Origin of the sequence: Klebsiella sp. FDAARGOS_511, assembly GCF_003812845.1 — a bacterium.
GTDB classification, from domain to species: Bacteria; Pseudomonadota; Gammaproteobacteria; order Enterobacterales; family Enterobacteriaceae; genus Klebsiella; species Klebsiella grimontii.
Map to the genome: position 1 here is coordinate 2,332,125 of NZ_CP033824.1, position 23,150 is coordinate 2,355,274.

The following is a 23,150-nucleotide window of genomic DNA, read 5'->3' on the forward strand; positions in this document are numbered from 1 at the left end:
GGGTTTTGCTTGAGCGAGTGCTAAATAAGCACCATCGACTATAGGGCGAGGTGCGGGTATCGGTGAAGGCTATATGAAAATTTTTTTCACGTACGTGATCGAGGCGTTATTTTTCGCCTCTTTACCCCGGCATAAAAGCGAAACCGGTCATAATCTCAGGCATTGCGGGTGATTAAGTGGTATAAAAAGCCATCATTATTTGAAAAATATTTTCAATCAGGCGGTGGCGGAGAAAGAGGCTAAGCATGGATATCGTAGGGCAGTTACAGGAAGGCATGACGCGCTTTAGCGCTCAGGAATCAAGAGTCGCGGCATTTATTCTGCAGAATTTAAGCTTTACCGCCAGCGCTTCGATTGATGAACTGGCGGTGCGCGCTGGCGTGAGCGCAGCCACAATTACCCGCTTTGCCCGCTCCGTCGGCTGCGAGGATATTCGTGATTTGCGCAAGCAGCTGGCGCAGGCCTGCGAACGTCGCACCAGTTGGCTAAACGAGGAGAGCGCCGCGCTGCCGGCCGCGTGGCGCGACAAGTTAAGCCTGATTAGCGCAAATCTGGAGCAGCAGCTGGTCAGCACGCCCGAATCGACGCTGCAAAAGCTACGCACGCGCCTACAAAATGCCCGCGCCGTGCACTGTTTCGCCCTCGGCGCGCAGGATATCGCGCTGGCGACGCTGCTTCAGCACCAGCTGCTCTCCATCGGTATCGTGATTAATCTCTGCCAGGACAGCGCCCTGATGCGGATGGTAGCCAGTACCCTCAGCGACGATCATCTCCTGCTGGTGCTGGCAACCGGCGAGGCCGACGCGATTTTGCAGGGCGCTACCCTGCTGGCCCGGGTACAGGAAGCGACGATTTTCGCTCTCACTCCGGCCAACCACGCGTTGAGCAATATGGCCTCCGCGCTGTTGCCTCTGCCTGAGAATGCGCAGGCCGCGCGTTACGCCCTGCTGCTGCTGGTCGACCTGCTTAACGACGCGCTGCTCGCCTGACGTTATCCCTTTCAGGCCTGAATTTACTGCGTTCAGGCCCCATTTCTGCTTATTTTATAAGCGGATAAATTTACATTAAGCGCAAGTGCCCATCATTCCTGCTCTCCTCTTTTTACTTTGTTCTGCATCAATAAAATTGCAAACATCTTTGATGCAAAGCACTACATATAGAACTTAAAATGCGTCCCGGCCCCACATATTGTATTAATAGTCTATTATGTCACCACGCCCATCGTACTCAGGCGGTGATGGGATGTGGATAAAAAGGGCCGGGATCGGAGGGAAACGGCGGCAGCTATAGCGCCTCGTGGCTTCGATTGACCTTCCGCCTCTGTGGATAACCTGTTCTGTAAAAATTATGGAGTGATCATGACACCGCATGTGATGAAACGCGATGGCTGTAAAGTGCCGTTCAAGTCAGAGCGCATAAATGAAGCAATTCTACGTGCAGCTAAAGCAGCGGGAGTCGATGACGCAGACTATTGCGCCACCGTCGCAGAAGTCGTTAGCCAGCAAATGCAGGGCCGCGCCCAGGTGGATATCAGCGAGATCCAGACCGCGGTTGAGAACCAACTGATGTCCGGTCCGTACAAGCAGCTGGCGCGCGCCTACATTGAATATCGCCACGACCGCGATAGCCAACGTGAAAAGCGCGGTCGTCTGAACCAGGAAATTCGCGGCCTGGTTGAGCAGACCAACTCGGCGTTACTCAACGAGAACGCCAACAAAGACAGCAAAGTCATCCCTACCCAGCGCGATCTGCTGGCAGGTATCGTCGCCAAGCACTACGCGCGCCAGCACCTGCTGCCGCATGACGTGGTGATGGCCCACGAGCGCGGCGTGATCCACTATCACGATCTCGACTACTCTCCGTTCTTCCCGATGTTCAACTGTATGCTGATCGATCTTAAAGGCATGCTGACCCAGGGATTTAAAATGGGCAACGCCGAGATTGAGCCGCCGAAGTCAATCTCTACCGCTACCGCGGTGACGGCGCAGATTATCGCTCAGGTCGCCAGCCATATTTATGGCGGTACGACCATCAACCGCATCGATGAAGTACTGGCGCCGTTTGTTACCGAAAGCTTCAATAAGCACCGTAAAATTGCCGAAGAGTGGCACATCCCCGATGCCGAAGGCTACGCCCGTTCCCGCACCGAGAAAGAGTGCTACGACGCCTTCCAGTCGCTGGAATATGAAGTGAACACCCTGCATACCGCCAACGGTCAGACGCCGTTCGTGACCTTCGGTTTTGGCCTTGGCACCAGTTGGGAATCGCGCCTGATTCAGCAGTCCATTCTGCGCAACCGCATCGCGGGCCTCGGTAAAAATCGCAAAACGGCGGTGTTCCCGAAGCTGGTCTTCGCCATTCGCGACGGCCTGAACCACAAGTTCGGCGATGCGAACTACGACATTAAACAGCTGGCGCTGGAGTGCGCGAGCAAGCGTATGTACCCGGACATCCTCAACTACGATCAGGTAGTGAAGGTGACCGGCTCGTTCAAAACGCCGATGGGCTGCCGCAGCTTTCTCGGCGTGTGGGAAAACGAGGACGGCGAACAGGTGCACGATGGCCGCAATAACCTCGGCGTTATCAGCCTCAACCTGCCGCGCATCGCGCTGGAAGCGAAGGGCGACGAAACAGAGTTCTGGAAACTGCTCGACGAACGCCTGCAGCTGGCGCGTAAAGCGCTAATGACCCGCATCGCCCGCCTGGAAGGGGTGAAGGCTCGCGTGGCGCCGATTCTGTATATGGAAGGGGCCTGCGGCGTGCGTCTGAAAGCGGACGACGACGTTTCAGAGATTTTCAAAAACGGCCGCGCGTCAATTTCGCTGGGCTATATCGGCATCCATGAAACCATCAACGCGCTGTTCGGCAACAAGCATATGTACGATAGCGCAGCGCTGCGTGAGAAAGGCGTCGCCATCGTTCAGCGCCTGCGCGAAGCGGTAGATCAGTGGAAAGACGAGACGGGCTATGGATTTAGCCTGTACAGCACGCCGAGCGAAAACCTCTGCGACCGCTTCTGCCGTCTCGATACCGCTGAGTTCGGCGTCATTGAAGGCGTGACCGATAAAGGGTATTACACCAACAGCTTCCACCTTGACGTGGAGAAGAAGGTGAACCCTTACGACAAAATCGATTTTGAAGCGCCTTATCCGCCGCTGGCTAACGGGGGCTTTATTTGCTACGGCGAGTACCCGAATATTCAGCACAACCTGAGAGCGCTGGAAGACGTCTGGGATTACAGCTATCAGCACGTACCCTATTACGGAACCAATACGCCCATCGATGAGTGCTATGAGTGCGGCTTTACCGGCGAGTTCGAGTGCACCAGCAAAGGCTTCACCTGTCCGAAATGCGGCAACCACGATGCTTCTCGCGTATCGGTAACCCGCCGCGTGTGCGGCTATCTCGGGAGCCCGGACGCGCGTCCGTTCAACGCCGGCAAGCAGGAAGAAGTGAAGCGCCGCGTGAAGCATCTGGGTAACGGGCAGATCGGTTAATTCCGCGCGATTTAGCCCCTAACCTTCTCCCCAACGGGGAGAGGGTACCGACCAGTCGCCGTTTGGCCATTCCCGGATCGCGGCGCAAAGCGCCTTATCCGGGCTACAACCGCGTATGCGGCTTTTCGTAGCCCGGCCGAGCGCAGCGACGCCGGGAGCCGTTCCCTTTACAAATGCAAAGCCCCTCCGTTTTCGCAAAGCAATTAGCGTCAGAGCAAGGCGGCAAACGAGGGAATCCCCGGGAGCGTACATTAAGTACGTGACTGGGGTGAGCGAGCGCAGCCAACGCGGCTATGGCGTTAATTGAGAAGCGAAAAAATGAATTACCATCAGTACTACCCGGTAGATATTGTTAACGGTCCGGGCACCCGCTGCACCCTGTTTGTCTCCGGCTGCGTTCACGAATGCCCCGGCTGCTACAACAAAAGCACCTGGCGGCTAAATTCCGGCATGCCGTTTACCCCCGAGATGGCCGACCGCATCATTGCCGACCTCAACGACACGCGCGTTAAGCGCCAGGGGATCACCCTCTCCGGCGGCGACCCGCTGCATCCGCAGAACGTCCCGGAGATCCTTAAGCTGGTGCAGCGCGTTCGCGCCGAGTGCCCCGGTAAAGACATCTGGGTATGGACCGGCTACACGCTTTCCGAACTTAACGATGCGCAGATGCAGGTGGTGGATCTCATCAACGTGCTGGTTGATGGCAAATTTGTGCAGGATCTCAAAGACCCGGCGCTAATCTGGCGCGGCAGCAGCAACCAGGTGGTGCATCACCTGAGATAGCCTCCCGCTACAGCCGTTTATTGACTTTCCGGTAGACGGCTAATTTGTCTCGTTTCCCACAGCAATCGCATAAACCATCACCCCCTCATCCCGAACCTGATATACCAGACGGTATTCCGAAGCGCGCACGGCTCGAACTCTGACAGCGCCTCTCAAAACCGGCTGACGCACTCCATCGCCACCGCTTTAAACTCATCAAAGCTGCGGGTGACGGCGAGGCGGGCCATAGCGCGTTCGCGCAGGAAGGTAACGAAAATATCGTAGATCGCCATCGCTTCTTCATACTCGCTTTTGCTGATGGCAAGCAGGAAGATGATATGCGCGGTTTCATCGCCCCAGGCGATGCCGTGCGGCGCAATCACGGTATAAACCACGGTCTTTTTCGCCAGCAGGCCGAGGGCGTGGGGCAGCGCGATGCCGTCGCCGAGCATGGTGCTGACGATAGCCTCACGCTCCACCACCGAATCATGGAACTCCGCGCCGACAAACCCCTCCCGCTGCAGCTGCTGGCACAGCGTGGCAAACAGCGTCTGCCGATCCATCGGGGCATCAATTACCTGAAAGTGAGTCTCATCAAAATACTTATTCAGCATCCAGGGACGCGTGCGGTCCACCAGCACAAGCTTGCCGATTTGGTCGAGCTGATAGTCGGTAGGAAACGGCGCAATGGTCACCACCGGCTTATCTTTCTCGCTGATGCGCACGGTGGAGATGACAAAATCTTCCGCGATCTCTTGCCGCTGTTCATATTCGCGCTGCGAGAGGGTGGCGGCAATTTCCAGCTGCGGATACTTTCGCTGAAGAATAGCTTCAATCATCCGCACCATCGCGTTGCTGGTATCGCACACCAGCAACACCTGCGGCTGACGCTGGTAGCCGATATTGTAATGGCGCTCCAGCCCGACGCCGATATGCAGCACCAGAAAGCCAATCTCATTTTCGCTGATGGCGTAGGGGGTATATTTTCCCCAGCTGGATACCGCCGCCAGGGTCATGTCCCACGCCATCGGATAGTGCTGCTTGATGTTATCGAGCAGTGGATTAGGGATCATTATCTGGTAGCGCACGCGGGTGATCATGGTCTTAATATGGGTCAGTAAATCCGCATGCAGCTGGGCGTCGTCCAGCAGATTGTAGTTATATTGCTGATTGATATAGCGCAGGATGTAGTTCACCAGCGCTTCGTCGTCGTCGGCGCTGATGGTGCCCGGATCGACGTCCTGCACCTGGCGGGCGGCAAGATGGACGCACAGCCACTCCTCTTCCGCCGCAGCAAGCGGTTTACCCGCCAGCTGTTGCAGGGTATTCGCCAGCTCGCGGGCGGCGTCGCGCACGTTCTGCGCCACATCCTCGGCGCTAAAGTCGGCCAGCGGATACCCTTCACTCACGCGGCGCACGGCAACCGCACCGTACAGGCAGACAAAGCGTTCTCCCGCGTCAGTCAGGCGCACGTGATGACGGGTCAACGTCTCCTGCAGCACGCCTGCCAGCAGCGCCGGTACGCTGGCGTCAAACGCCTCTTCGCCGATAAGCGGGTTCAGCGGCCCTTGCTGGCTCAGCTCCCACAGCAGATCGGTCAGGCAGGCGCGAATGGAGACCTCGCTGCCGAACAGCTTCATACCGTGGCGCGGACGCGTCTCGAGGGTGAGTTGATAACGCTGAAAACGTTCGCGTACGTCGACCATGTCGCCCTGTAAGGTGGCGCGGCTGACGAACCACGCATCGGCCAGATCCTCCAGCTTGATAGAAAACGCGGAGGTTAAAAAGCGCACCAGCAAAAAGTGGCTGCGATCCGCCGCGGTTCGCGGGATGTGCTGCGCTTTCGGCGCGCTCTCTTCCAGCGTCTGATAGCGCGACGGATCGTGAATCACCAGTTGATAACCGCTGCCGCGAGTAAGGGTGAACTGCGCGCCGTAGTGCAGCAGCAGCGCGTTCAGCGCGGTGATGTCCGCGCGCACCGTGCGAGTAGAAACCGACAGCCGCTGCGCCAGCTCCTCCTGCGGCAGCGTTTCGTTTTGCAACAGAGTAAACAGCTGCGCTAAACGTTGATTGGGAAATCGCATGTCAGTTCCTTTTTCTTACGGCTCAGGGTTGAGCGGATATCACCATCTGCGACGGGGCGCCGACCGGAGTGTAGTCCGGGGAGAACGTCAACCTGCCATCCTTCGGCGCGACGCGGAAACGGGTAATGTTGTCGCTACGCTGGTTCATGACGTACAGCCACTGCCCCTGACTGTCCAGGGTCAGCGTGCGCGGGTAGTCGCCGCGGGTCCAGATATCTTCCTGGTGGCTCAGGCTGCCGTCGGCCAGCACCGTAAAGTGGGCGATGCTGTTATGCAGCCGGTTGGCGACGTACAGCTGCTTGCCGTCGCGGCTCAGGACCAGGCCGGCGGCAAAGCTGGTGCCCTTATATTCTTTAGGCAGCGTCGAGACCGTTTTCCCCGCGCGCAGAAGGCCGGTTTGCTTATCAAGATGATAGAAGGTAAGCGTCGATGCCTCTTCGTTAATCAGCCATAGTCCGTCGCCCTGCGGCGTAAAAACAAAGTGGCGCGGCCCGGCGCCGGGAGATGAGGCGTCAATAAATGGCGGATCGTTCGGCGTCAGCTTGCCGCTGGCGTTATCCAGCCGGTACTGATAGATCCGGTCCAGCCCCAGATCGGTGGAATAAACGAACTTACCGCTGGGATCGGCGGCAATCATATGGGCGTGCGGGCCGTTATGATCGCTAATGGCAAAACTGCCTTCGACGGCCGCCGCCGGGCGTTCCGCGCCAGCAGGGCCTTGATCCTGATGTATATCCACCGCTTCACCCAGGTTACCCTCTTCGTTCACCGGGAGCACCGCGATACTGCCGCTGACATAGTTTGCCACCAGCAGATGGCGGCCATCGGGGGTCAGGGAGAGATAAACCGGACCGGCGCCGCCGGAAGCGACCTGATTGAGCTCGCTCAGTTCGCCGTTGCTGCCGATGCGCCATGCCTGAACCACACCCTTGTCCACTTCGCTGGCGGCGTACAGGGTTTTGCCGTCCGCCGAGACGGTGAGCTGGGCAAGATGAGGCAGCTTAGCAACCAGCGCTTTATCTCGCAGCGCTCCGGTCTGGCTATCGATGGTAAAGCGGTACAGTCCTTCACCATTGGGGTTGTAGGTGCCGACCCAGGCGTATTGGGTTTGCGCAGCGGCGCTGGCGGCGAGTAGAGAGAGTGAAGCAACAAGCAGATGACGAGCGGTTGGCATGGTGGCTCCTTGATGGTTCGCTGAGGGTTCCCCTCACCCTTTCCCCAGAGGGGCGAGGGAACAGTTCGGTATTCTCCCGCCCGATCGGCGCAAAAGGCACCGTCTGGTTATCTCCCTCTCCCTTTGGTAGAGGGCCGGGGTGAGGGCAACGGCGCTATTTGACTAACTGTTTGGTGATCGAAAGCAGCTGACGCACATCCGCCGGGCGGGTGTTACCGCTGGCTTTATCAATAATCGAACTGTAGATATGCGGGATAATTTTACTCACGCCGGCATCCAGCGCGATCTGCAGGATCTCGCCATAATTTTCCAGATCGATCCCGCCGGTCGGCTCCAGCCAGAAATCATAACGGGCGCAGGCCTCGGCCACCGCGATAAACTCGTCGCGATGCTTCAGCCCACCCATCGGGAAATATTTAATCGAACTGCCGCCCATATCTTTCAACAGCGCAATCGCGGTTTCCAGCGGTACGATGCCGTCCGGCGCGCCGCTGCTAAGCGGACCGGTGGAGATCTTCACCATGCCCGGCGTACCGGTTGGCGACACCAGACCGTTGACCACGGTTTCGTCCTGCCCCAGCAGCGCGCGGCTGGTCGCCACGCCGGTAAATACCTGATTAACGTGCTGCGGCTGCACCTGGCGCGAAATTTCGCTGACCATCGCCGACTGGTTCGGGTCACCGGCACCCAGTCCCACGGAGAGCGCGTTATCGATCCGCAGCGCGTATTCCCGCATATCGGCCACCGCGCTGGCGACGTCCGGGTAATTTTTGGAGAGCACGCCCACCAGTACATGACCTTCCGCCGCCTCATAAATCTCGCTGGCGTTATCTTTGCTCCCCGCCAGCACGTTCAGGCAGACGCGGTCACGATAAAAATTAGGGGTCAGTTTCATGCGTTTTTCTCCTTGTTCAAAACTTCTGCGATGCGACGGGAGACAATCTCCAGCTGCTGCGCGTTCACGCTGCGGACATCGGCTTCAATAATGCCTTCATTAGCTTTATAGCCACGGAAGTAGATGGCGTATTCGCCCTGCTTCAGCGCATTGACCAGATCGCCGGTATTGACGCCGGTCACCGCTTCATCAAACTTAATCTCTGCCCGCGCGATATCGCGGCCGGCGCTGTCCCAGACCACGCGCGCCGTCACGCCATTAAGCGTATTAAGCTGCTGAATAAACGGCGTCATCTTGGCCACCATCTGCTCACCGCTCTCTTTGCTCGCCGTCAGGTAATGTTCGATGGCGCAGGTCAGCCCGAGAATCCCCTCTTTGCCCACCTTCATCGCCCGACCAATGCCGTTCGACTGGCGTTTGACCCACTCAACGTATTGGGTTTTGCCAATCACCAGCCCGCTGGTCGGCCCTTCGATCGCCTTCGCGCCGCTATAAATCACCAGATCGGCGCCGGCACGATAGTAGGCCTGGAGATCTTCCTCCGCCGCCGCGTCGACAATCAGCGGCAGATTATGGCGCTGCGCCACCTCGGCCGCTTGCGCCACGTTGAGCATGCTTTTCTGCACGCAGTGATGGGATTTGATATACAGAATGGCCGCGGTGCGTGGGGTAATCGCCGCCGCCAGCTGCCCGGCGGAACATTCGTTGGCGTAACCCGCTTCCACCAGCCTGCCGCCGCCCAGCGCCACCATGGTGCCCACCGGCGCGCCAAAGTTGACGTTATGACCCTTAGGCAGCACGATTTCGTTGTTTTCGATCGGCGCCACGTGCAGGTTTTCCAGTAGCCAGTCGCTGTCTTTTACTAGCACCGCCGCCACCGACTGGGCAATGCCCGCCGAGGCGCAGGAGACGACGGTCGCTCCTTCCACGTCCAGCAGCTTCGCAATATACGCGCCGGTTTTGTTGACCAGATCTTTCATCTCGAAATACTGGTTCATGCCCGCCATCGCGGCCTCCACCACTTCCGGCCGCGGCGTGGAGACGCCGAGAATGGTCATACGGCCGGAGGTATTAATAACCTGTTTTAAATCATATTTCTCAAAAATCGAAGGCATTTTCCGCGCTCCCTTGTTCGGTCATATAGCCCTTGCCCGCGCGAACGGCGGCAAGCGGCTGCAGAATCGTGTCGGTCTGAAGGCTCTCTTTTTCCGCATCCACCAGCACCGTCGGCGTCTGCGCGAGGGTAAACAACGTAAGATCGGCGTCGTAGCCCACCTCCAACCGCCCTTTATGAGAAAGACGCAGGCCGTCTGCGGCGTGAGCGGTCACGCAGTCGATGACCTGCGGCAGCGACATCCCGATGGCGAGGAATTTCGACATCACCAGCGCCAGCGAGCGCACCGGGCCGTCGATACGGTTGCGGCAGTAGATATCGGAGCTGATGGTGTGCGGCAGAATGCCCATAGCAATCGCCCGCCGCGCCACTTCAAAGCTGAAGCTGGCGGTACCGTGGCCGATATCAAGGCGCACGCCGCGCTGTAGCGCGCGGGAAATCGAGCTTTTCAGTTCGCCGGACGGCGTCAGAATACGATTGGGTTTACCGTTGTAGCAGTGGGTAATGATGTCACCGGAGGTCAGCAGGTCGGCGATTTCATCCAGGTCGGGCGGATTGTTGCCAATATGCACCATCAGCGGCAAGCCGCCGTTTTCCTGCTGCATCGCCTTCGCGCGCGCCAGCGGCGTAATGCCGTTTTCGCCCACCACGCTGCTGCTCATGCGCGCCTTCAGGCCAACGATAAAGTTCGGATAGCGGTTGACCGCCTGCTTCACCACATCCGCGTCGATATTCGCCATATTGGCCAGTTCATTCTGGGCAATCAGCCCGACGCGGGAGATATTAAGCAGGGCATAAACCTCAGTCGCGGCTTGGCGGGTCAACTGGTAGAAATCATCCACGTCGTCCGCACCGGTGCTGCCCGCGTCAATCACGGTGGTCACGCCGGTAGCAATCCCCACGCTGTCCGGCTCATCATGGTAAATCGGCGAGTTCGGATAGCAGTGAACATGGGAGTCAATCCAGCCCGCGCTGACATAACAGCTGCCGTCCAGCGCAATAGTTTTGCGCGCAGGGGCGCTAATCTCGCCAAGCGCCGCGATTTTACCGTCCCGGATGGCGATATCGGTCAGGGTATCGTCGACGAGGCGCGCACGGCGCAGGAGTAAATCAAACATATCTCTCTCCTGTTAACGCGGGCGCCGATGCGCCCGCAGAACTTAACTAATCGCCACCGGGAAGATTGACCCAAGCAGCATCGCGCCAAGGATCGCGCCGCCGGTGATCGGCTTCTGCCAGATGTAGAACAGCAGCGCGCCCGCCAGGGAGCCGATGCCGATAGGAATAGAAGCGGCCATGGCACTGAGAATAATCAACGGCCCGAGGAAGCGGCCGGAGGCGTTACCGGCCCCCATCATGACGTCCGCGCCGTAGGTGGAGTCGCTCTGGTTGATGGTGAATTTACGCGCCAGGATGATGATGTAGCCAATGGCGAGGCCAAGCACCAGACCGGTGGCCAGAGAGGCGGCAAAGTTGGCGACCGGGAAAACAAAGCCCGCGCCGAGCAGCAGCGCCGGAACGCCCAGGCCGACGCCGGTCTGAATCGCCCCGCCGATATCCAGAATCCCCACCAGCGAGCCTTCGATAATACGCGCGAACAGGAAGCTGGCGCCGAACGCCGCTACCGCGCCGTAGGCCCCGGTATCGATTCCCGCTTTCAGCATCGCCACGAAAGCGACTTCGTTAAACGCGCCGATACCGTAGAGGTAGTACATATGCGTCCCGGCAAAGACGCCGGAGGAGAGCAGGCCAACAAAGATCGGGAACGACCAGTCGGCATACCAAAAACCTTTATTTTGTTCCATGAGAGGCTCCTGTTATTTACCGCTGAGCGAGTTGTGGATCAGTTCCAGCCAGTTCGGCACGGTCAGATGGAAGGATTCAATCATCTTCATATCGAAACCGCGGAAGAAGCCGCTCAGGACGAACAGCGCGACAATGGCCACCATCATCACTTTAGTGACGCGGTGCCAGCCGCTCTCTTCTACGCCTTTACCAATCAGGATACCCAGCACCAGGCCCGGTACGGCGTTTCCCATAATCAGCTGCGCCGCGCCGCCGAAAATCGTCGCCCAGAAGCCCGATTTTTTACCGGCATCAATCGCCGCCAGCCAGAAGATAACCGGCATCACCGTGTTCACCAGCAGGTTCGCCGCCGGAACCAGGACTTTGACCGCCGTCACCTGCAGCGCTTCCGGTACTGAAGAAGCGGTCAGGTTGAGGAAAGCGACCACGATCATGCCGATAATGCCGCAGGCGATGGCCATCTTTTTCGGATCGTGCAGCGTCTCGCCAACGTTGCGGTTTTTGATCATCAGGGCCGCCGCCCCCCAGTTGGGGATGATGCGGTGGTCAACGTCCTGAGTGAAGGAGCCTGCCGCGACGGAAGAGGCCCAGGCGTTGAAGAAGAAGCCCAGGCCAAAAGAGAAGTGGGAAGCCGGATCGCCTTCACATGAATTCAGCTCGCCCAACGTACGAAACGCCCCCATCCCCTGCGTGGTGGGCGCATGAAACATGCGTGCCGCTCCGGCGCCAACGCCGACGCCAACCAGGCCGCCGATGATGAGCGATTTTATTAAAATTATCAGGAACATAGTCTGACCCTTTGGTGAAAATCAGGTTTGCGTGACGAAATCCACTTTATCGAGATTAATGGCGGTCACGTTGACGGTGACCTTCAGCTCCACGCTGTAGCTCCGTCGCTCGCGGCGCAGAAAGAAGAATAAAAACGCCTCTTTTCGTACCGCTTCACGCGCATGAACAACCTCCACATCCTGTGGTTCAATACGCAGTAGAATGTGCGGCGACGTTTTCATCACCGCCGCCTGAACATGGTTCAGCGCATCAGCGAAAGCGCGCGCTTTGCTCTCGCCTTTGCCGGCAACGCTCACCGTGGTGGTGAATTGCTCTTTCATACTCACGCGCCGTACTTCTTCTTCCAGGCCTCAACCAGGCGTTCGCCCAGCTCTTCTTTATCCATAAAGCCGAAGCCCAGAACGTTGTAGCCTTCGTTGATCGCGGTGACGCCTTCATCAACGGAACGCATACCATATTTTGCTTTGTAGCCGTGCTTATTCTGCGCGGTGATCGCCCCTGCGCCGCCGCTGCCGCAGAAAGAGATACCGAAGGTGGCGTTTTCGGCTTTCATCATGTCGCCCAGCTTCATATCCGCGGCGACGCCCGGGACGACAACGGCGCGAGCGCCGGCTTTTTCCGCACCTGCGGCAACTTTTTGTCCTTTACCCAGGCGATCGCCAATAACAACAGTGATTTGTTCCATTTGAGTGCTCCTTACAGGTTATCTTTCGCGACTTCGAAGTGGACAGACAGCAGCCAGGCTTCTTCATCTGGCAGATTGCCGAACTGTGCGACCACTTCGCGGGCCAGCATCATTGAATCTTCCGAGATCTCTTCGAACAGGCTGGCATCCACTTCCGGCAGCGGCTCGCCGCTGATTGAGCGATGGGCCATCGCCCGAACGTGGGAGGTCAGCATTTGCTCCTGCACGTCGTTGGGGACGATGTTGCGGCGGCTCAATAGCGCGAAAACCTGCTGCAGCATCTTGTTGGCCAGCTGTTCGGTTAGCGTGGCCTGCTCCTCTGGGACGTGTGTTACCGCTCCGTTATTCACTTGAATTACCCCGTTGATGTCTCTGGGGATAACACTAATGCCGGGAAGGATGAGTTTGTAGCGAGTTGTTTTCCACTTCGAAGTGGAAAGAACGGCGGCAGGCGTGATTCATTTCACATAACCATAAGGAATGTGTTCACTTAGTCAAATTCACGTGATGAACATCACAAAAACGCCAGCGATTCTGAAGCGAAACCCGCTGAGTAGAAAAGAGAAAAATGTGATGAAGGTGGTTTTTATGTCAGCTTACCTACCTGCAAAGGCCTGCGGAACGGTTTGGGGTTTGGGGTTTGGGGTTTGGGGTTTGGGAGTATTTTTCATTTTTCCATGCCGGGCGAGGCGTCAGCCGCCGCCCGGCAGAAATACCTAACATCTAAAAACGATTAACGATACTTCTTGTGATAGGCGTTGCGGGTGGTTTTGAACTCTTCCGCAGCGGCCTGGGCCTCTTTAACTTTACCTTCGTCGGCCAGCTTCAGCGCGCCGTCGATCTGGCCGATCAGCACATCAAAACCGTGACGATAGTCTTTCATTTCGGCACTGTCCGCCGCTTTACCTTCCAGCTTCGGCGGCGTCTCTTTCTGGGCATCCACCGCCGCCGTACGCATCTTATTCAGCGCCGCTTTCAGCTCGCCGGCGTCGGAGGTTTTCTGCACCACTTGCAGGTTCTCGGCAAGGGTATCCATGTCTTCGCCCAGATCGGCGAAGGCCGATGCCGAACCAAGCGCAAAAGCCGATACGGCCAGCATCGCTAACAGTTTTTTACGCATTGCTCACTTCCTTTTTTATTATTTAGCACACAGGTTTATTGCCCGGCGATTTTCATCTCCGGCAGCAGCACGGAACCGCACTGAATGTTGCTGCGCGTTTCGATATCGTCGCCGATGGTCACGATATTACGCCACATATCTTTCAGATTTCCTGCAATGGTTATCTCACTGACTGGATACTGAATTTCGCCATTCTCTACCCAAAAGCCGGATGCGCCGCGTGAGTAGTCGCCGGTGACGCCGCTTACACCCTGCCCCATCAGTTCCGTTACGACAAGACCGGTTCCCATCTCTTTAAGCAACTTTGCAAAACTGAGGCCGCGGCCGTTGATCCGCCAATTGTGAATGCCGCCCGCGTGGCCGGTGCTCTTCAGCCCCAGCTTGCGCGCCGAGTAGTTGGTCAGTAGCCATTGGGTCAGCACGCCATCTTTAATGATATCGCGGCGTTCCGTACGGACGCCTTCGCTATCGAACGGGGTTGAAGCCAGCCCTTTCAGCAGGTGCGGATGCTCTTCAATGGTCAGCCACTCCGGCAGGATCTGGCTACCCAGCGCATCAAGCAGGAAGGTAGATTTACGGTAAACCGACCCGCCGGCGATCGCTCCGACCAGATGCCCGAACAGGCCGGTAGCGACTTCGTTGGCGAAAATCACCGGCGCTTTCATCGTCGATAGCTTACGCGGAGCCAGGCGCGACAGGGTACGGCGGGCACACTCCTCGCCAACCCACTCCGGCGATTGCAGATCGTCTATCGCCCGCCCGATGGTATAAGCGTAATCTCGCTCCATATCACCATTCTCTTCGGCAATCACGCAGCTCGATAGCGAATGGCGGGTCGAACAGTAGCTCTGCAGCATACCGTGGCTGTTGCCGAATACTTTAATGCCGTAGTGGCTGTTAAAGCTGCCGCCTTCAGTATTGCTGATGCGCTTATCGGCTTTCAGAGCCGCCTGCTCAGCGCGGGAGGCCAGCTCAATGGCTTCGTCCGGCGACACTTCCGCAGGATGGAACAGATCAAGATCCGGGGCCTCAAAGGCCAGCAGCTCTTTATCCGCCACGCCCGCGCACGGGTCCGGCGAGGTGTAGCGGGCAATATCCAGCGCCGCCTGCACCGTGCGGGCGATAGCCTGCGGGCTAAGATCGGTCGAAGACGCGCTGCCTTTACGGTTTTGGTGATAAACGGTGATGCCCAGGGCACCATCGCTATTGAATTCTACGTTCTCCACTTCGCCGTAGCGGGTGCTAACGCCGATACCGGTAGTTTTGCTGACGGAGACTTCCGCGCCGTCGGATTTGCCTGCCGCCAGTTCCAGCGCCGTGGTCACGGCCTCTTCCAGCGTCTTACGCTGTTGTGCAACTTGAGAGATGACTTTCATCGCTAATGCCATAATGTAAGAAGGAGTTAACTGAAGTCTAACAGAGAACCGTTTTTCAGTGCGCGCCTTAACTGGTAACATTAGTCTCTTTTTTAAGGAGCCTGAGATGACAAAGCAGCCCGAAGACTGGCTCGACGACGTCCCTGGTGATGACGTCGAAGATGAAGACGATGAAATTATCTGGGTCAGTAAAAGTGAAATTAAGCGCGACGCCGAAGAACTGAAGCGTCTTGGCGCGGAAATGGTCGAGCTGGGTAAAAACGCGCTTGATAAAATCCCGCTGGATACCGACCTGCGCGACGCGATTGAACTCGCCCAGCGTATCAAGAAAGAAGGCCGCCGCCGCCAAATGCAGCTGATTGGTAAAATGCTGCGCAGCCGCGACGTCGAGCCGATTCGTCAGGCGCTGGACAAGCTCAAGAACCGCCACAACCAGCAGGTTGCGCTGTTCCATAAGCTTGAGCAGATCCGCGATCGTCTGATTGATAATGGTGATGAGGCCGTTGCTGAAGTGCTGAACCTGTGGCCTGACGCCGATCGTCAGCAGCTGCGTTCGCTGATCCGCAACGCCAAAAAAGAGAAAGAAGGCAACAAGCCGCCGAAGTCCGCGCGTCTTATCTTCCAGTACCTGCGTGAACTGGCCGAAAGCGAAGGCTAATTCTGAACGACTCCCCCGGATACGGCCCTAGCCCGATCCGGGCGACCCACCTCCTCTTACAGATCACTTGATCGATAGCCAGTCGTCGTTACCGTGGCTTAAAATCGGTTTTAATTTTTCATTTTAATGCCATTCTGCGTTTAAATTTAACTTTTATTTCACAAAAAAACCGTTCCATTCTAGCCTGCCTGGACTCCCCACCTTTTCGGCAATGCTGCCAGAATAATACTAATATATTGATTTTATTAAATTAAAAAACAGAACCCCGCCTTTAAAACGCTGACTTTATCAGCAGTTTGTTTATCTTTGATCCATCTCTCAAAACGGTCTCGTTATTTCATACATTATTATAATGAAAAATTAATTTCATTAAGTCACGAGAAACGAAACGGTGCGAGCGTGTATTTTGGCCAGTCAGTTCTGTTAATTAAAACCGGGCGTCTGCAGGCTTTCTTCAGGAGAAAGTCGACCAAATCTTCCGCGCCACCGCAGGTGAATCGCCGGTAATCATCGGGAATTCACTATTCACGAGAGTGGCTGACCCGGCGCTAAGCCGTTTGCCGCCGGTCAGAGCCAGATTTTTAGAGAGTCGACAGCTATCATCATGGAGAAAAATATGACTACTGTACCAAGACTGAAATATTTCGTTGATGGTCAATGGCGCGTATCGCAGACCGAACGCTATATGGACGTCTATAACCCAAGTACCGGGGAAGTGATGGCTCAGGCCCCCTGCTGCACCGAGCAAGAAGTGCTGGATGCCGTTGCCGCGGCGCGCAAAGCCTTTCCGGCATGGTCAGATACGCCAGCCATTAAACGCTCGCAAATTATGTTCCGCGTTCGCGAATTATTAATCCAGCATCAGGACCGCTTAACCGAGCTGGTGGCAAAAGAAAACGGTAAAGCCTGGGGCGACGCCCAGGGCGATGTCTTAAAAGCGAAAGAAGGCACCGAGCTTGCCTGCTCGATTCCCACTCTCATGGCCGGTGAAAACCTGATGGACGCCTCTGCCGGGATCGACACCAACCTTTACCGTGAGCCAATTGGCGTGTTCGCCGGTATTGTGCCGTTTAACTTCCCGGCGATGATCCCGATGGGATGGATGGCGCCATTATGCGTCGCTTCCGGTAATACCATGGTGATAAAAGCGGCCAGTATGACGCCGATGACCTGTATGGAAATCACCAAGCTCTACCAGGAAGCAGGCGTGCCGGATGGGGTTATCAACGTGGTGACCTGCTCACGTAACGAAGCCGATATCTTGCTAACCCATCCGGACGTCAACGGCGTCTCCTTCGTCGGCTCTACCTCCGTGGGCCTGCACGTTTACTCCAAAGCCGCCGCTCATGGCAAACGCGTCCAGGCGCTGTGCGAAGCGAAAAACCATGCCCTGGTGCTGGCCGATGCGCCGATTAACCGCACCGCAGCGGGGATTATCAACGCCGCGTTTGGCTGCGCGGGCGAACGCTGTATGGCGTTGCCGGTCGTCGTGGTGCAGGAAGAGATCGCCGATAAGCTGATTGCCGCCGTCGTCGAAAAAGCCAAACAGCTGAAAATCGGCCCCGGCTATCTGCGCGATACCGATATGGGTCCGGTGATTTCTAAAGACCATAAACGGTCGGTGGTCGACTGGATTAATAAAGGCATTGAGGAGGGGGCGAAGCTGGTGCTCGATGGTCGCGATATTAAGGTTCCGGGCCAGGAAAACGGCTTTTACGTCGGGCCGACCATACTGGATCGCGTAACCGAAGAGATGAGCGTCGGAACACAGGAAATTTTCGGGCCGGTGCTGTGCTTTAAGCGGGTGAAAACCTTCGAAGAAGGTCTGCAATTAATGAACAATAACCCGTTTGCCAACGGCTCGGTTATTTTCACCCAAAGCGGCTATTACGCCCGTGAATTCCAGAAACGCACGCACGGCGGTATGGTCGGTATCAACGTCGGTATCCCGGTACCGGTCGGCGTATTCCCGTTCTCTGGCCATAAGCAGTCCTTCTTCGGTGATCTGCACTGCCTGGGCAAAGACGGCGTACGTTTCTACACCGAATCAAAATGCGTGACCTCGCGCTGGTTTGATGAAGAGGAAGCGAAACGCGAAAAAGTCGACTCCTGGGACGGTACGATTTAATCGCAGCTTATTTCTCCAATTAATTCGAGTTGCCGCCATCGCCTCCCCCTGGAAATATGGCGGATTTAAAAGAAACAGCTCCCTCCAGATATTGCTCCGGCAATATCTGGAGCATTAATTCGATTTTTTTACTCTGCACGTGTCGCTGAATCGTAAATGACGAATGCACACTAAAAAAATCCTTAATATTAAATGGAGTTTCCTATGACCCAGGCCTTCTCAATTCCTCGTAGTATTATTTATGGCGAAAACGCCTTAGAACATCTTTCCACGCTAAGCGGTAAAAAAGCCGCATTAGTCACCGGCGGAAGTTCAATGAAGCGTTTTGGCTTTCTGGATAAAGCCGTCAGCGAACTTAATAAAGCGGGGATGGAATGCATTATTATCGATAATGTGGAACCCAACCCATCCATTAAAACCGTCTGGCGCGGCGCAAAAGCGATGCTGGCCTTTGAACCAGACTGGATAGTGGCGATTGGCGGCGGCTCTGCGCTTGATGCCGCCAAAGTCATGTGGTGTTTTTACGAGCATCCGCAACTGAAGTTTGAAGATATTCTCCCAGTCGGCTCCATGCCAGCGCTGCGCAATAAAGCCCGGTTTGTGGCGATTCCTTCCACCAGCGGCAGCGCCTCTGAGATCACCGCGTTCTCGGTGATCACCGATACGGCAAATCATATCAAGCACCCGATTGTTGCCGCCGATCTGGTGCCGGATATCGCTATTCTCGACCCGACAATTCCGGCAAAAATGCCGCCGCACGTAACCGTTCACACCGGTATGGACGTTCTGACCCATGCGATTGAAGCCTATGTGTCCACCGCGGCCAACTCCTTTACCGATCCCTATGCGGTAGAAGCGATTCGGCTGGTGTTTAAGTATCTGGAAACCGCCTGGCGCTCACCTGATGATATAAACGCCCGCATGCATATGCATAACGCCTCTGCGCTGGCGGGAATCGCCTTCACGAATGCTTCGCTGGGATTAGTCCACGCGATGGCGCATAAAATTGGCGGCGAGTTTGGTATTACCCACGGGCTGGCGAACGCGATTATGTTGCCTTATATCATTCGATATAACGCGAAGTTCACCAAAAAATATCGTCAGCTGGAAGCGGCTTTAGACATCAATAACCTAAGTGAAGCGATCAACGCGCTGAATCAACGTCTGGGCGTGCCGAAAACCCTAAGCCAGTGCGATGAAGTTGAAATCAATGAAGTGACCTTTGTGAATGTTCTCGACAGAATGAGCCGCCATGCCGTCGACGATCCATGCACCTTAACTAACCCTAACTATCCGTCTGTTCAGGATGTCAAAGGGCTCTATACCCAGGCATTCTACGGCGCTTAATCGCCTCCCCACTGTTTTTTTTAAACGCTAAAGCAGCGTCAACCAGGGCCGCATGGATAACTAAAACCCGGCGGCCTTATCGGTTCTACAGACGTCATCATAGCCATGGCCAGTAATAGCTGAATCGTTAAAGCTTTCTTCGTTTTAAATCACAAATTTTTAGCAACTATTTTTATAATTACCTAAAAAACGCGATTTAAATCTCATTTAAAAATATAAAAATGGCCATTTTCTCACCAGGTGAGACACTTCACATTTTAATAATCCACTTGCAACTAAATTCCCTCCATCAGCAACACAATCGATTCAGCAAAAGGAATGAAAAATGAAAAAAACATTAGCTTTAACCGCAATCGCTATGCTTGTTTCTGGGCCAGTAGTAGCAAAAACGTGGGTGCTGACAAGTGCTGAAAGCGGCATGGATAAAGGAAACTGGCAGATAACAAGCGACCAGCTGAAGATTAAAGATCATAATTTCAGCATTGAGCAAAAAGTCCTTCACGGCGGTAAACAAGAAGGCAGCAAAATCCTCGTCATCCACAGCAAAGACGGCCTGACAATTACCCTGAGCCCCACCCGCGGCATGAACCTGCTAAAAATCGAAGGGTTTGGTTCGCGGATGGGCTGGGACTCGCCGGTTAAAGAGGTCGTCAACCCGGCGTTCATAAACCTTGAAAGCCGCAACGGGCTGGGGTGGCTGGAAGGCTTCAATGAGATGATGGTGCGCTGCGGCTATGAATGGACCGGCCATCCGGTAACCGCAGACGGTCAGATTTATACCCTGCACGGCAAAGTTGGCAACACGCCGGCTTCACAGGTGGAAGTGGAAGTCGCTGACGCCGCGCCGTATGAAATTCGCGTTCGCGGACTGGTGAAGGAGAGCACGTTTAAGAAAGCGGATCTGCAGACCATGACCGAGTTGCGCTATGTACCCGGCAGCAACAGCTTCAGCCTGCACGATGTCTTAACCAACCATGCCGACTATCCGCATGACTATCAAATTATCTATCACAGCAACTTTGGCCAGCCGATCCTCGAAGAGGGGGCCCGCTTCCTGGCGCCGATCTCAAGCATCAGCCCGTTCAATGACTACGCCAAGGCCGGCCTAAAAACCTGGCAAACCTACGCCGGTCCAACCAAAGGTTTCGATGAAATGGTGTTTAATATGCAGCCGCTGGCGGATGAAAATCATCAAACCCTGGCCGCCGTGGTCAACAAAGCCGGCGATAAAGGGGCATCGATTCAGTTTGATACCCGCCAGTTGCCGGTACTGACGCTGTGGAAAAACACCGATACCGAGAAACAGGGCTACGTAACCGGTATTGAGCCGGGCACCAGCTACGCCTATCCGGTGACCATCGAGCGCGAGCAAAAACGCGTTAAGCAACTTCAGCCTGGGGCAAGCACCCAGTTTGATCTGACCTATACGCTGCTGCACAGCAGCGAGCAGGTTGCCGACGTGGAGAAGAAAATCGCGGCTATTCAGGGCGATACCAAAGTAACGGAAAACGAAACACCTATCGCGAAGGAGTAGCGCTGTTTCCAGGAGGCGGCGCTGCGCACCTGTCCGGACTACCGGACCGCAGACGGCAGTAAACCTGTAGCCCCGGTAAGGCGTCAGCCGCCACCGGGGAATGGTTCAGAGTCCAGGATGGATATACTTTCCTGCAGGCGGCGCTTGGCGCGCCTTATACGGGTTACAAAACCTTGGCCGCACCAGCCCGATCCATGACCACCAAACGCAAATCCTGTGCAAAACGCTGGTACTGCACTTCATTAATCGGCTGCGGGTAGCTCAACACGATCAATTCATGATCGGCGATCCCCTGATGATAGCTCGGGTGACGATGCGTCCAGGGATTCGCGCAAAACCCCATGGTTTCATAAAAGCGCAGGCGCTTATGGGCAATCTCGCTGGTCAGCGGATCGATTTCCAGGATGGTCAGCGGCGCCCGCTGAAGTATTTCAGCTAACAACTGCTTGCCGTAGCCCCGCGATCGTAACCTGTCGTCAACGGCCAGATGCTCAATGTAGACATAGTCGATAAACCGCCAGCCGCCGCTCAGGCCAATAAACAGGCCATCATCGAACCAGGCTTCGAGTTCATAATGCGGATTATCAAGCGCCTGCTGTTTAGCCCCGGCTTCACGCTGTTCATGCCACGGGAAGGCCCTGCCGTACAGCGCGTCAAGCGCGGGAAAATGCGCGGAATCGGTAGAGGTCACTCTTTGTGAAATCAACATGAACCGTCCTGGTCACAAAAACCATCCGCCCTCGCGCGGAGGGCGGATAAACGAGGAGAATAGCTTACTCGACCGCCTCGGCTTTTTTCGCCAGCTTATCGAGCAGCTTCTGATGAATGCCGCCAAACCCGCCGTTGCTCATCACCAGAATGTGGTCGCCCGGATGCGCGGTTTTAACAATCATATCCACCAGCGCATCGACATCGGCGCTCCAGTGCGCGGGCTGTACGCAAGCGTCAGCCACTTCAGCAACCTGCCACGGAATATGCTGCGGCTGCAGCAGGAAGACTTCGTCCGCTCGGCCAAGGGACGGCGCCAGGTCGTCTTTGCAGATACCCATTTTCATGGTGTTGGAACGAGGTTCAAGCACGGCAAGAATACGCGCGGTACCGCCAACCTTGCCGCGTAGTGCCTGCAGGGTCGCCAGAATCGCCGTCGGGTGGTGGGCAAAATCGTCGTACACGGTCACGCCGTTGGCTTCGCCGCGCAGCTCCAGACGCCGGCGGGCGTTGATAAAGCTGCCCAGCGCGTTAGCCGCATCGGCAGGCTGCACGCCGACATGACGGGCGGCGGCAATGGCCATCAGACCATTATGCATATTATGTTCGCCAACCAGCGCCCACTTCACCTCACCGACTTTCTCGCCGTCCAGCCACACTTCCCATGAGGAAGCATCTGTGGTGAGCTTTTTCGCCTGCCAGTGGCCCTGTTCGCCGACCAGCTCCTGTTCGCTCCAGCAGCCCATCGCCATCGTCTGTTTCAGATTGATGTCGTTCTCCGGCAGGATAATCTTGCCTTTGCCCGGCACAATGCGCACCAGATGATGGAACTGTTTCTGGATCGCTTTCAGATCGTCAAAGATGTCCGCGTGGTCAAACTCAAGGTTATTGAGAATCAACGTGCGCGGGCAGTAGTGAACGAACTTAGAGCGCTTATCGAAGAAAGCGCAGTCGTATTCATCGGCTTCAATCACGAAGAACGGGCTATCGCCGAGGCGCGCGGAAACATCGAAGTTGCCCGGAACGCCGCCGATAACAAAGCCCGGCTTGTAGCCGCAGGCTTCGAGGATCCAGGTCGCCATGCCGGCGGTGGTGGTTTTCCCGTGCGTACCGGCAACCGCCAGCACCCAGCGATCGCGCAGAACGAAGTCGTGCAGCCACTGCGGACCGGACATGTAAGGGATATTATTTTCCAGCACCGCTTCCACGCACGGGTTACCACGCGTCATCGCGTTACCGATAATCACCAGATCCGGCTGCGGATCCAACTGACTGGCATCATATCCTTGAATTAACTCAATTCCCTGGTTTTCCAACAGGGTACTCATTGGCGGATAGACGTTCGCATCCGACCCCGTTACCTCATGACCGAGGGAACGCGCCAGCATCGCCAGCCCCCCCATAAACGTGCCACAGATTCCTAAAATATGAATGCGCATTCGTCACTTCCTTCTCTTATCTGAAGCACAGTTT

The 23,150-nt window shown here is 56.1% G+C and carries 21 protein-coding genes; 7 read left to right on the plus strand and 14 right to left on the minus strand.

Features of this window, described 5'->3' with window-relative positions; genetic code table 11:
• Positions 1-245: 245 nt before the first annotated feature.
• From EGY08_RS12175 to nrdG, 3 genes are all read left to right on the plus strand, one after another.
• On the plus strand, positions 246-989 hold the full coding sequence (locus EGY08_RS12175; RefSeq protein WP_049113515.1) for a MurR/RpiR family transcriptional regulator: 744 nt from the start codon (positions 246-248) through the stop codon (positions 987-989).
• Positions 990-1,358: 369 nt separating this feature from the next.
• Positions 1,359-3,497 carry an anaerobic ribonucleoside-triphosphate reductase gene (gene nrdD / locus EGY08_RS12180; RefSeq protein WP_004128226.1) on the plus strand — a complete coding sequence of 713 codons (2,139 nt, stop codon included), beginning with the start codon at positions 1,359-1,361 and terminating at the stop codon, positions 3,495-3,497.
• 318 nt (positions 3,498-3,815) lie between these two features.
• On the plus strand, positions 3,816-4,280 hold the full coding sequence (nrdG, locus tag EGY08_RS12185; protein ID WP_004128223.1) for an anaerobic ribonucleoside-triphosphate reductase-activating protein: 465 nt from the start codon (positions 3,816-3,818) through the stop codon (positions 4,278-4,280).
• A 152-nt stretch (positions 4,281-4,432) separates the two neighbouring features.
• Here the strand turns inward: nrdG and EGY08_RS12190 are convergent, their stop codons facing one another.
• From EGY08_RS12190 to pmbA, 12 genes are all read right to left on the minus strand, one after another.
• Positions 4,433-6,343, minus strand: a complete 1,911-nt coding sequence (locus EGY08_RS12190) for a BglG family transcription antiterminator (protein WP_004128221.1) — start codon at positions 6,341-6,343, stop codon at positions 4,433-4,435.
• Between the two features lie 22 nt (positions 6,344-6,365).
• Positions 6,366-7,517 (minus strand): lactonase family protein, encoded by a 1,152-nt coding sequence (locus EGY08_RS12195; protein ID WP_123828538.1) that lies wholly within the window; start codon positions 7,515-7,517, stop codon positions 6,366-6,368.
• Positions 7,518-7,671: 154 nt separating this feature from the next.
• Positions 7,672-8,412, minus strand: a complete 741-nt coding sequence (gene dagF, locus EGY08_RS12200) for a 2-dehydro-3-deoxy-phosphogluconate aldolase (protein WP_049113511.1) — start codon at positions 8,410-8,412, stop codon at positions 7,672-7,674.
• A complete protein-coding gene (locus EGY08_RS12205) occupies positions 8,409-9,527 on the minus strand; it encodes a DgaE family pyridoxal phosphate-dependent ammonia lyase (protein ID WP_087829733.1) in 1,119 nt (372 codons plus the stop codon). Before EGY08_RS12205 ends, dagF begins: the two co-directional genes overlap by 4 nt.
• Positions 9,511-10,644 (minus strand): amidohydrolase/deacetylase family metallohydrolase, encoded by a 1,134-nt coding sequence (locus tag EGY08_RS12210; protein ID WP_123828539.1) that lies wholly within the window; start codon positions 10,642-10,644, stop codon positions 9,511-9,513. The genes EGY08_RS12205 and EGY08_RS12210 overlap by 17 nt, the downstream gene beginning before the upstream one ends.
• A 42-nt stretch (positions 10,645-10,686) precedes the next feature.
• Entirely contained in the window at positions 10,687-11,331 is a 645-nt protein-coding gene (locus EGY08_RS12215) for a DUF4310 family protein (RefSeq protein WP_004128208.1), read from the minus strand.
• A gap of 12 nt (positions 11,332-11,343) precedes the next feature.
• On the minus strand, positions 11,344-12,120 hold the full coding sequence (locus EGY08_RS12220; protein WP_004098075.1) for a DUF4311 domain-containing protein: 777 nt from the start codon (positions 12,118-12,120) through the stop codon (positions 11,344-11,346).
• Positions 12,121-12,141: 21 nt separating this feature from the next.
• A complete protein-coding gene (locus tag EGY08_RS12225) occupies positions 12,142-12,441 on the minus strand; it encodes a DUF4312 family protein (protein WP_032742017.1) in 300 nt (99 codons plus the stop codon).
• A 2-nt stretch (positions 12,442-12,443) separates the two neighbouring features.
• Positions 12,444-12,806: an SFCGS family glycine-rich protein gene (locus EGY08_RS12230; protein WP_004098072.1), complete on the minus strand. Its 363-nt coding sequence runs from the start codon at positions 12,804-12,806 to the stop codon at positions 12,444-12,446.
• Between the two features lie 11 nt (positions 12,807-12,817).
• On the minus strand, positions 12,818-13,156 hold the full coding sequence (locus tag EGY08_RS12235; RefSeq protein WP_004128203.1) for a PRD domain-containing protein: 339 nt from the start codon (positions 13,154-13,156) through the stop codon (positions 12,818-12,820).
• 383 nt (positions 13,157-13,539) lie between these two features.
• The gene (gene cybC, locus EGY08_RS12240) at positions 13,540-13,926 is read right to left on the minus strand and encodes a cytochrome b562 (protein ID WP_004128201.1); all 387 of its coding nucleotides are present in this window, start codon (positions 13,924-13,926) and stop codon (positions 13,540-13,542) included.
• 35 nt (positions 13,927-13,961) lie between these two features.
• Positions 13,962-15,314, minus strand: a complete 1,353-nt coding sequence (pmbA, locus tag EGY08_RS12245; RefSeq protein WP_004128199.1) for a metalloprotease PmbA — start codon at positions 15,312-15,314, stop codon at positions 13,962-13,964.
• 94 nt (positions 15,315-15,408) lie between these two features.
• Here pmbA and yjgA point away from each other — a divergent pair, with 94 nt between their 5' ends.
• The 4 genes from yjgA (at position 15,409) to EGY08_RS12265 (ending at position 20,969) form a co-directional block, all read left to right on the plus strand.
• Positions 15,409-15,960 carry a ribosome biogenesis factor YjgA gene (gene yjgA / locus EGY08_RS12250; protein ID WP_004128196.1) on the plus strand — a complete coding sequence of 184 codons (552 nt, stop codon included), beginning with the start codon at positions 15,409-15,411 and terminating at the stop codon, positions 15,958-15,960.
• 616 nt (positions 15,961-16,576) lie between these two features.
• Complete coding sequence (locus tag EGY08_RS12255; RefSeq protein WP_004128193.1) at positions 16,577-18,088, plus strand: CoA-acylating methylmalonate-semialdehyde dehydrogenase; 1,512 nt, start codon at positions 16,577-16,579, stop codon at positions 18,086-18,088.
• Positions 18,089-18,292: 204 nt separating this feature from the next.
• The gene (locus tag EGY08_RS12260) at positions 18,293-19,435 is read left to right on the plus strand and encodes an iron-containing alcohol dehydrogenase (RefSeq protein WP_004128190.1); all 1,143 of its coding nucleotides are present in this window, start codon (positions 18,293-18,295) and stop codon (positions 19,433-19,435) included.
• Between the two features lie 325 nt (positions 19,436-19,760).
• Complete coding sequence (locus EGY08_RS12265; RefSeq protein WP_004128187.1) at positions 19,761-20,969, plus strand: aldose 1-epimerase family protein; 1,209 nt, start codon at positions 19,761-19,763, stop codon at positions 20,967-20,969.
• Positions 20,970-21,132: 163 nt separating this feature from the next.
• Here EGY08_RS12265 and EGY08_RS12270 read toward each other — a convergent pair whose 3' ends face one another.
• Together EGY08_RS12270 and mpl are read right to left on the minus strand one after the other, a co-directional pair.
• Complete coding sequence (locus EGY08_RS12270; protein ID WP_004128185.1) at positions 21,133-21,678, minus strand: GNAT family N-acetyltransferase; 546 nt, start codon at positions 21,676-21,678, stop codon at positions 21,133-21,135.
• 64 nt (positions 21,679-21,742) lie between these two features.
• Complete coding sequence (gene mpl / locus EGY08_RS12275; RefSeq protein WP_004128184.1) at positions 21,743-23,116, minus strand: UDP-N-acetylmuramate:L-alanyl-gamma-D-glutamyl-meso-diaminopimelate ligase; 1,374 nt, start codon at positions 23,114-23,116, stop codon at positions 21,743-21,745.
• Positions 23,117-23,150: the final 34 nt, after the last annotated feature.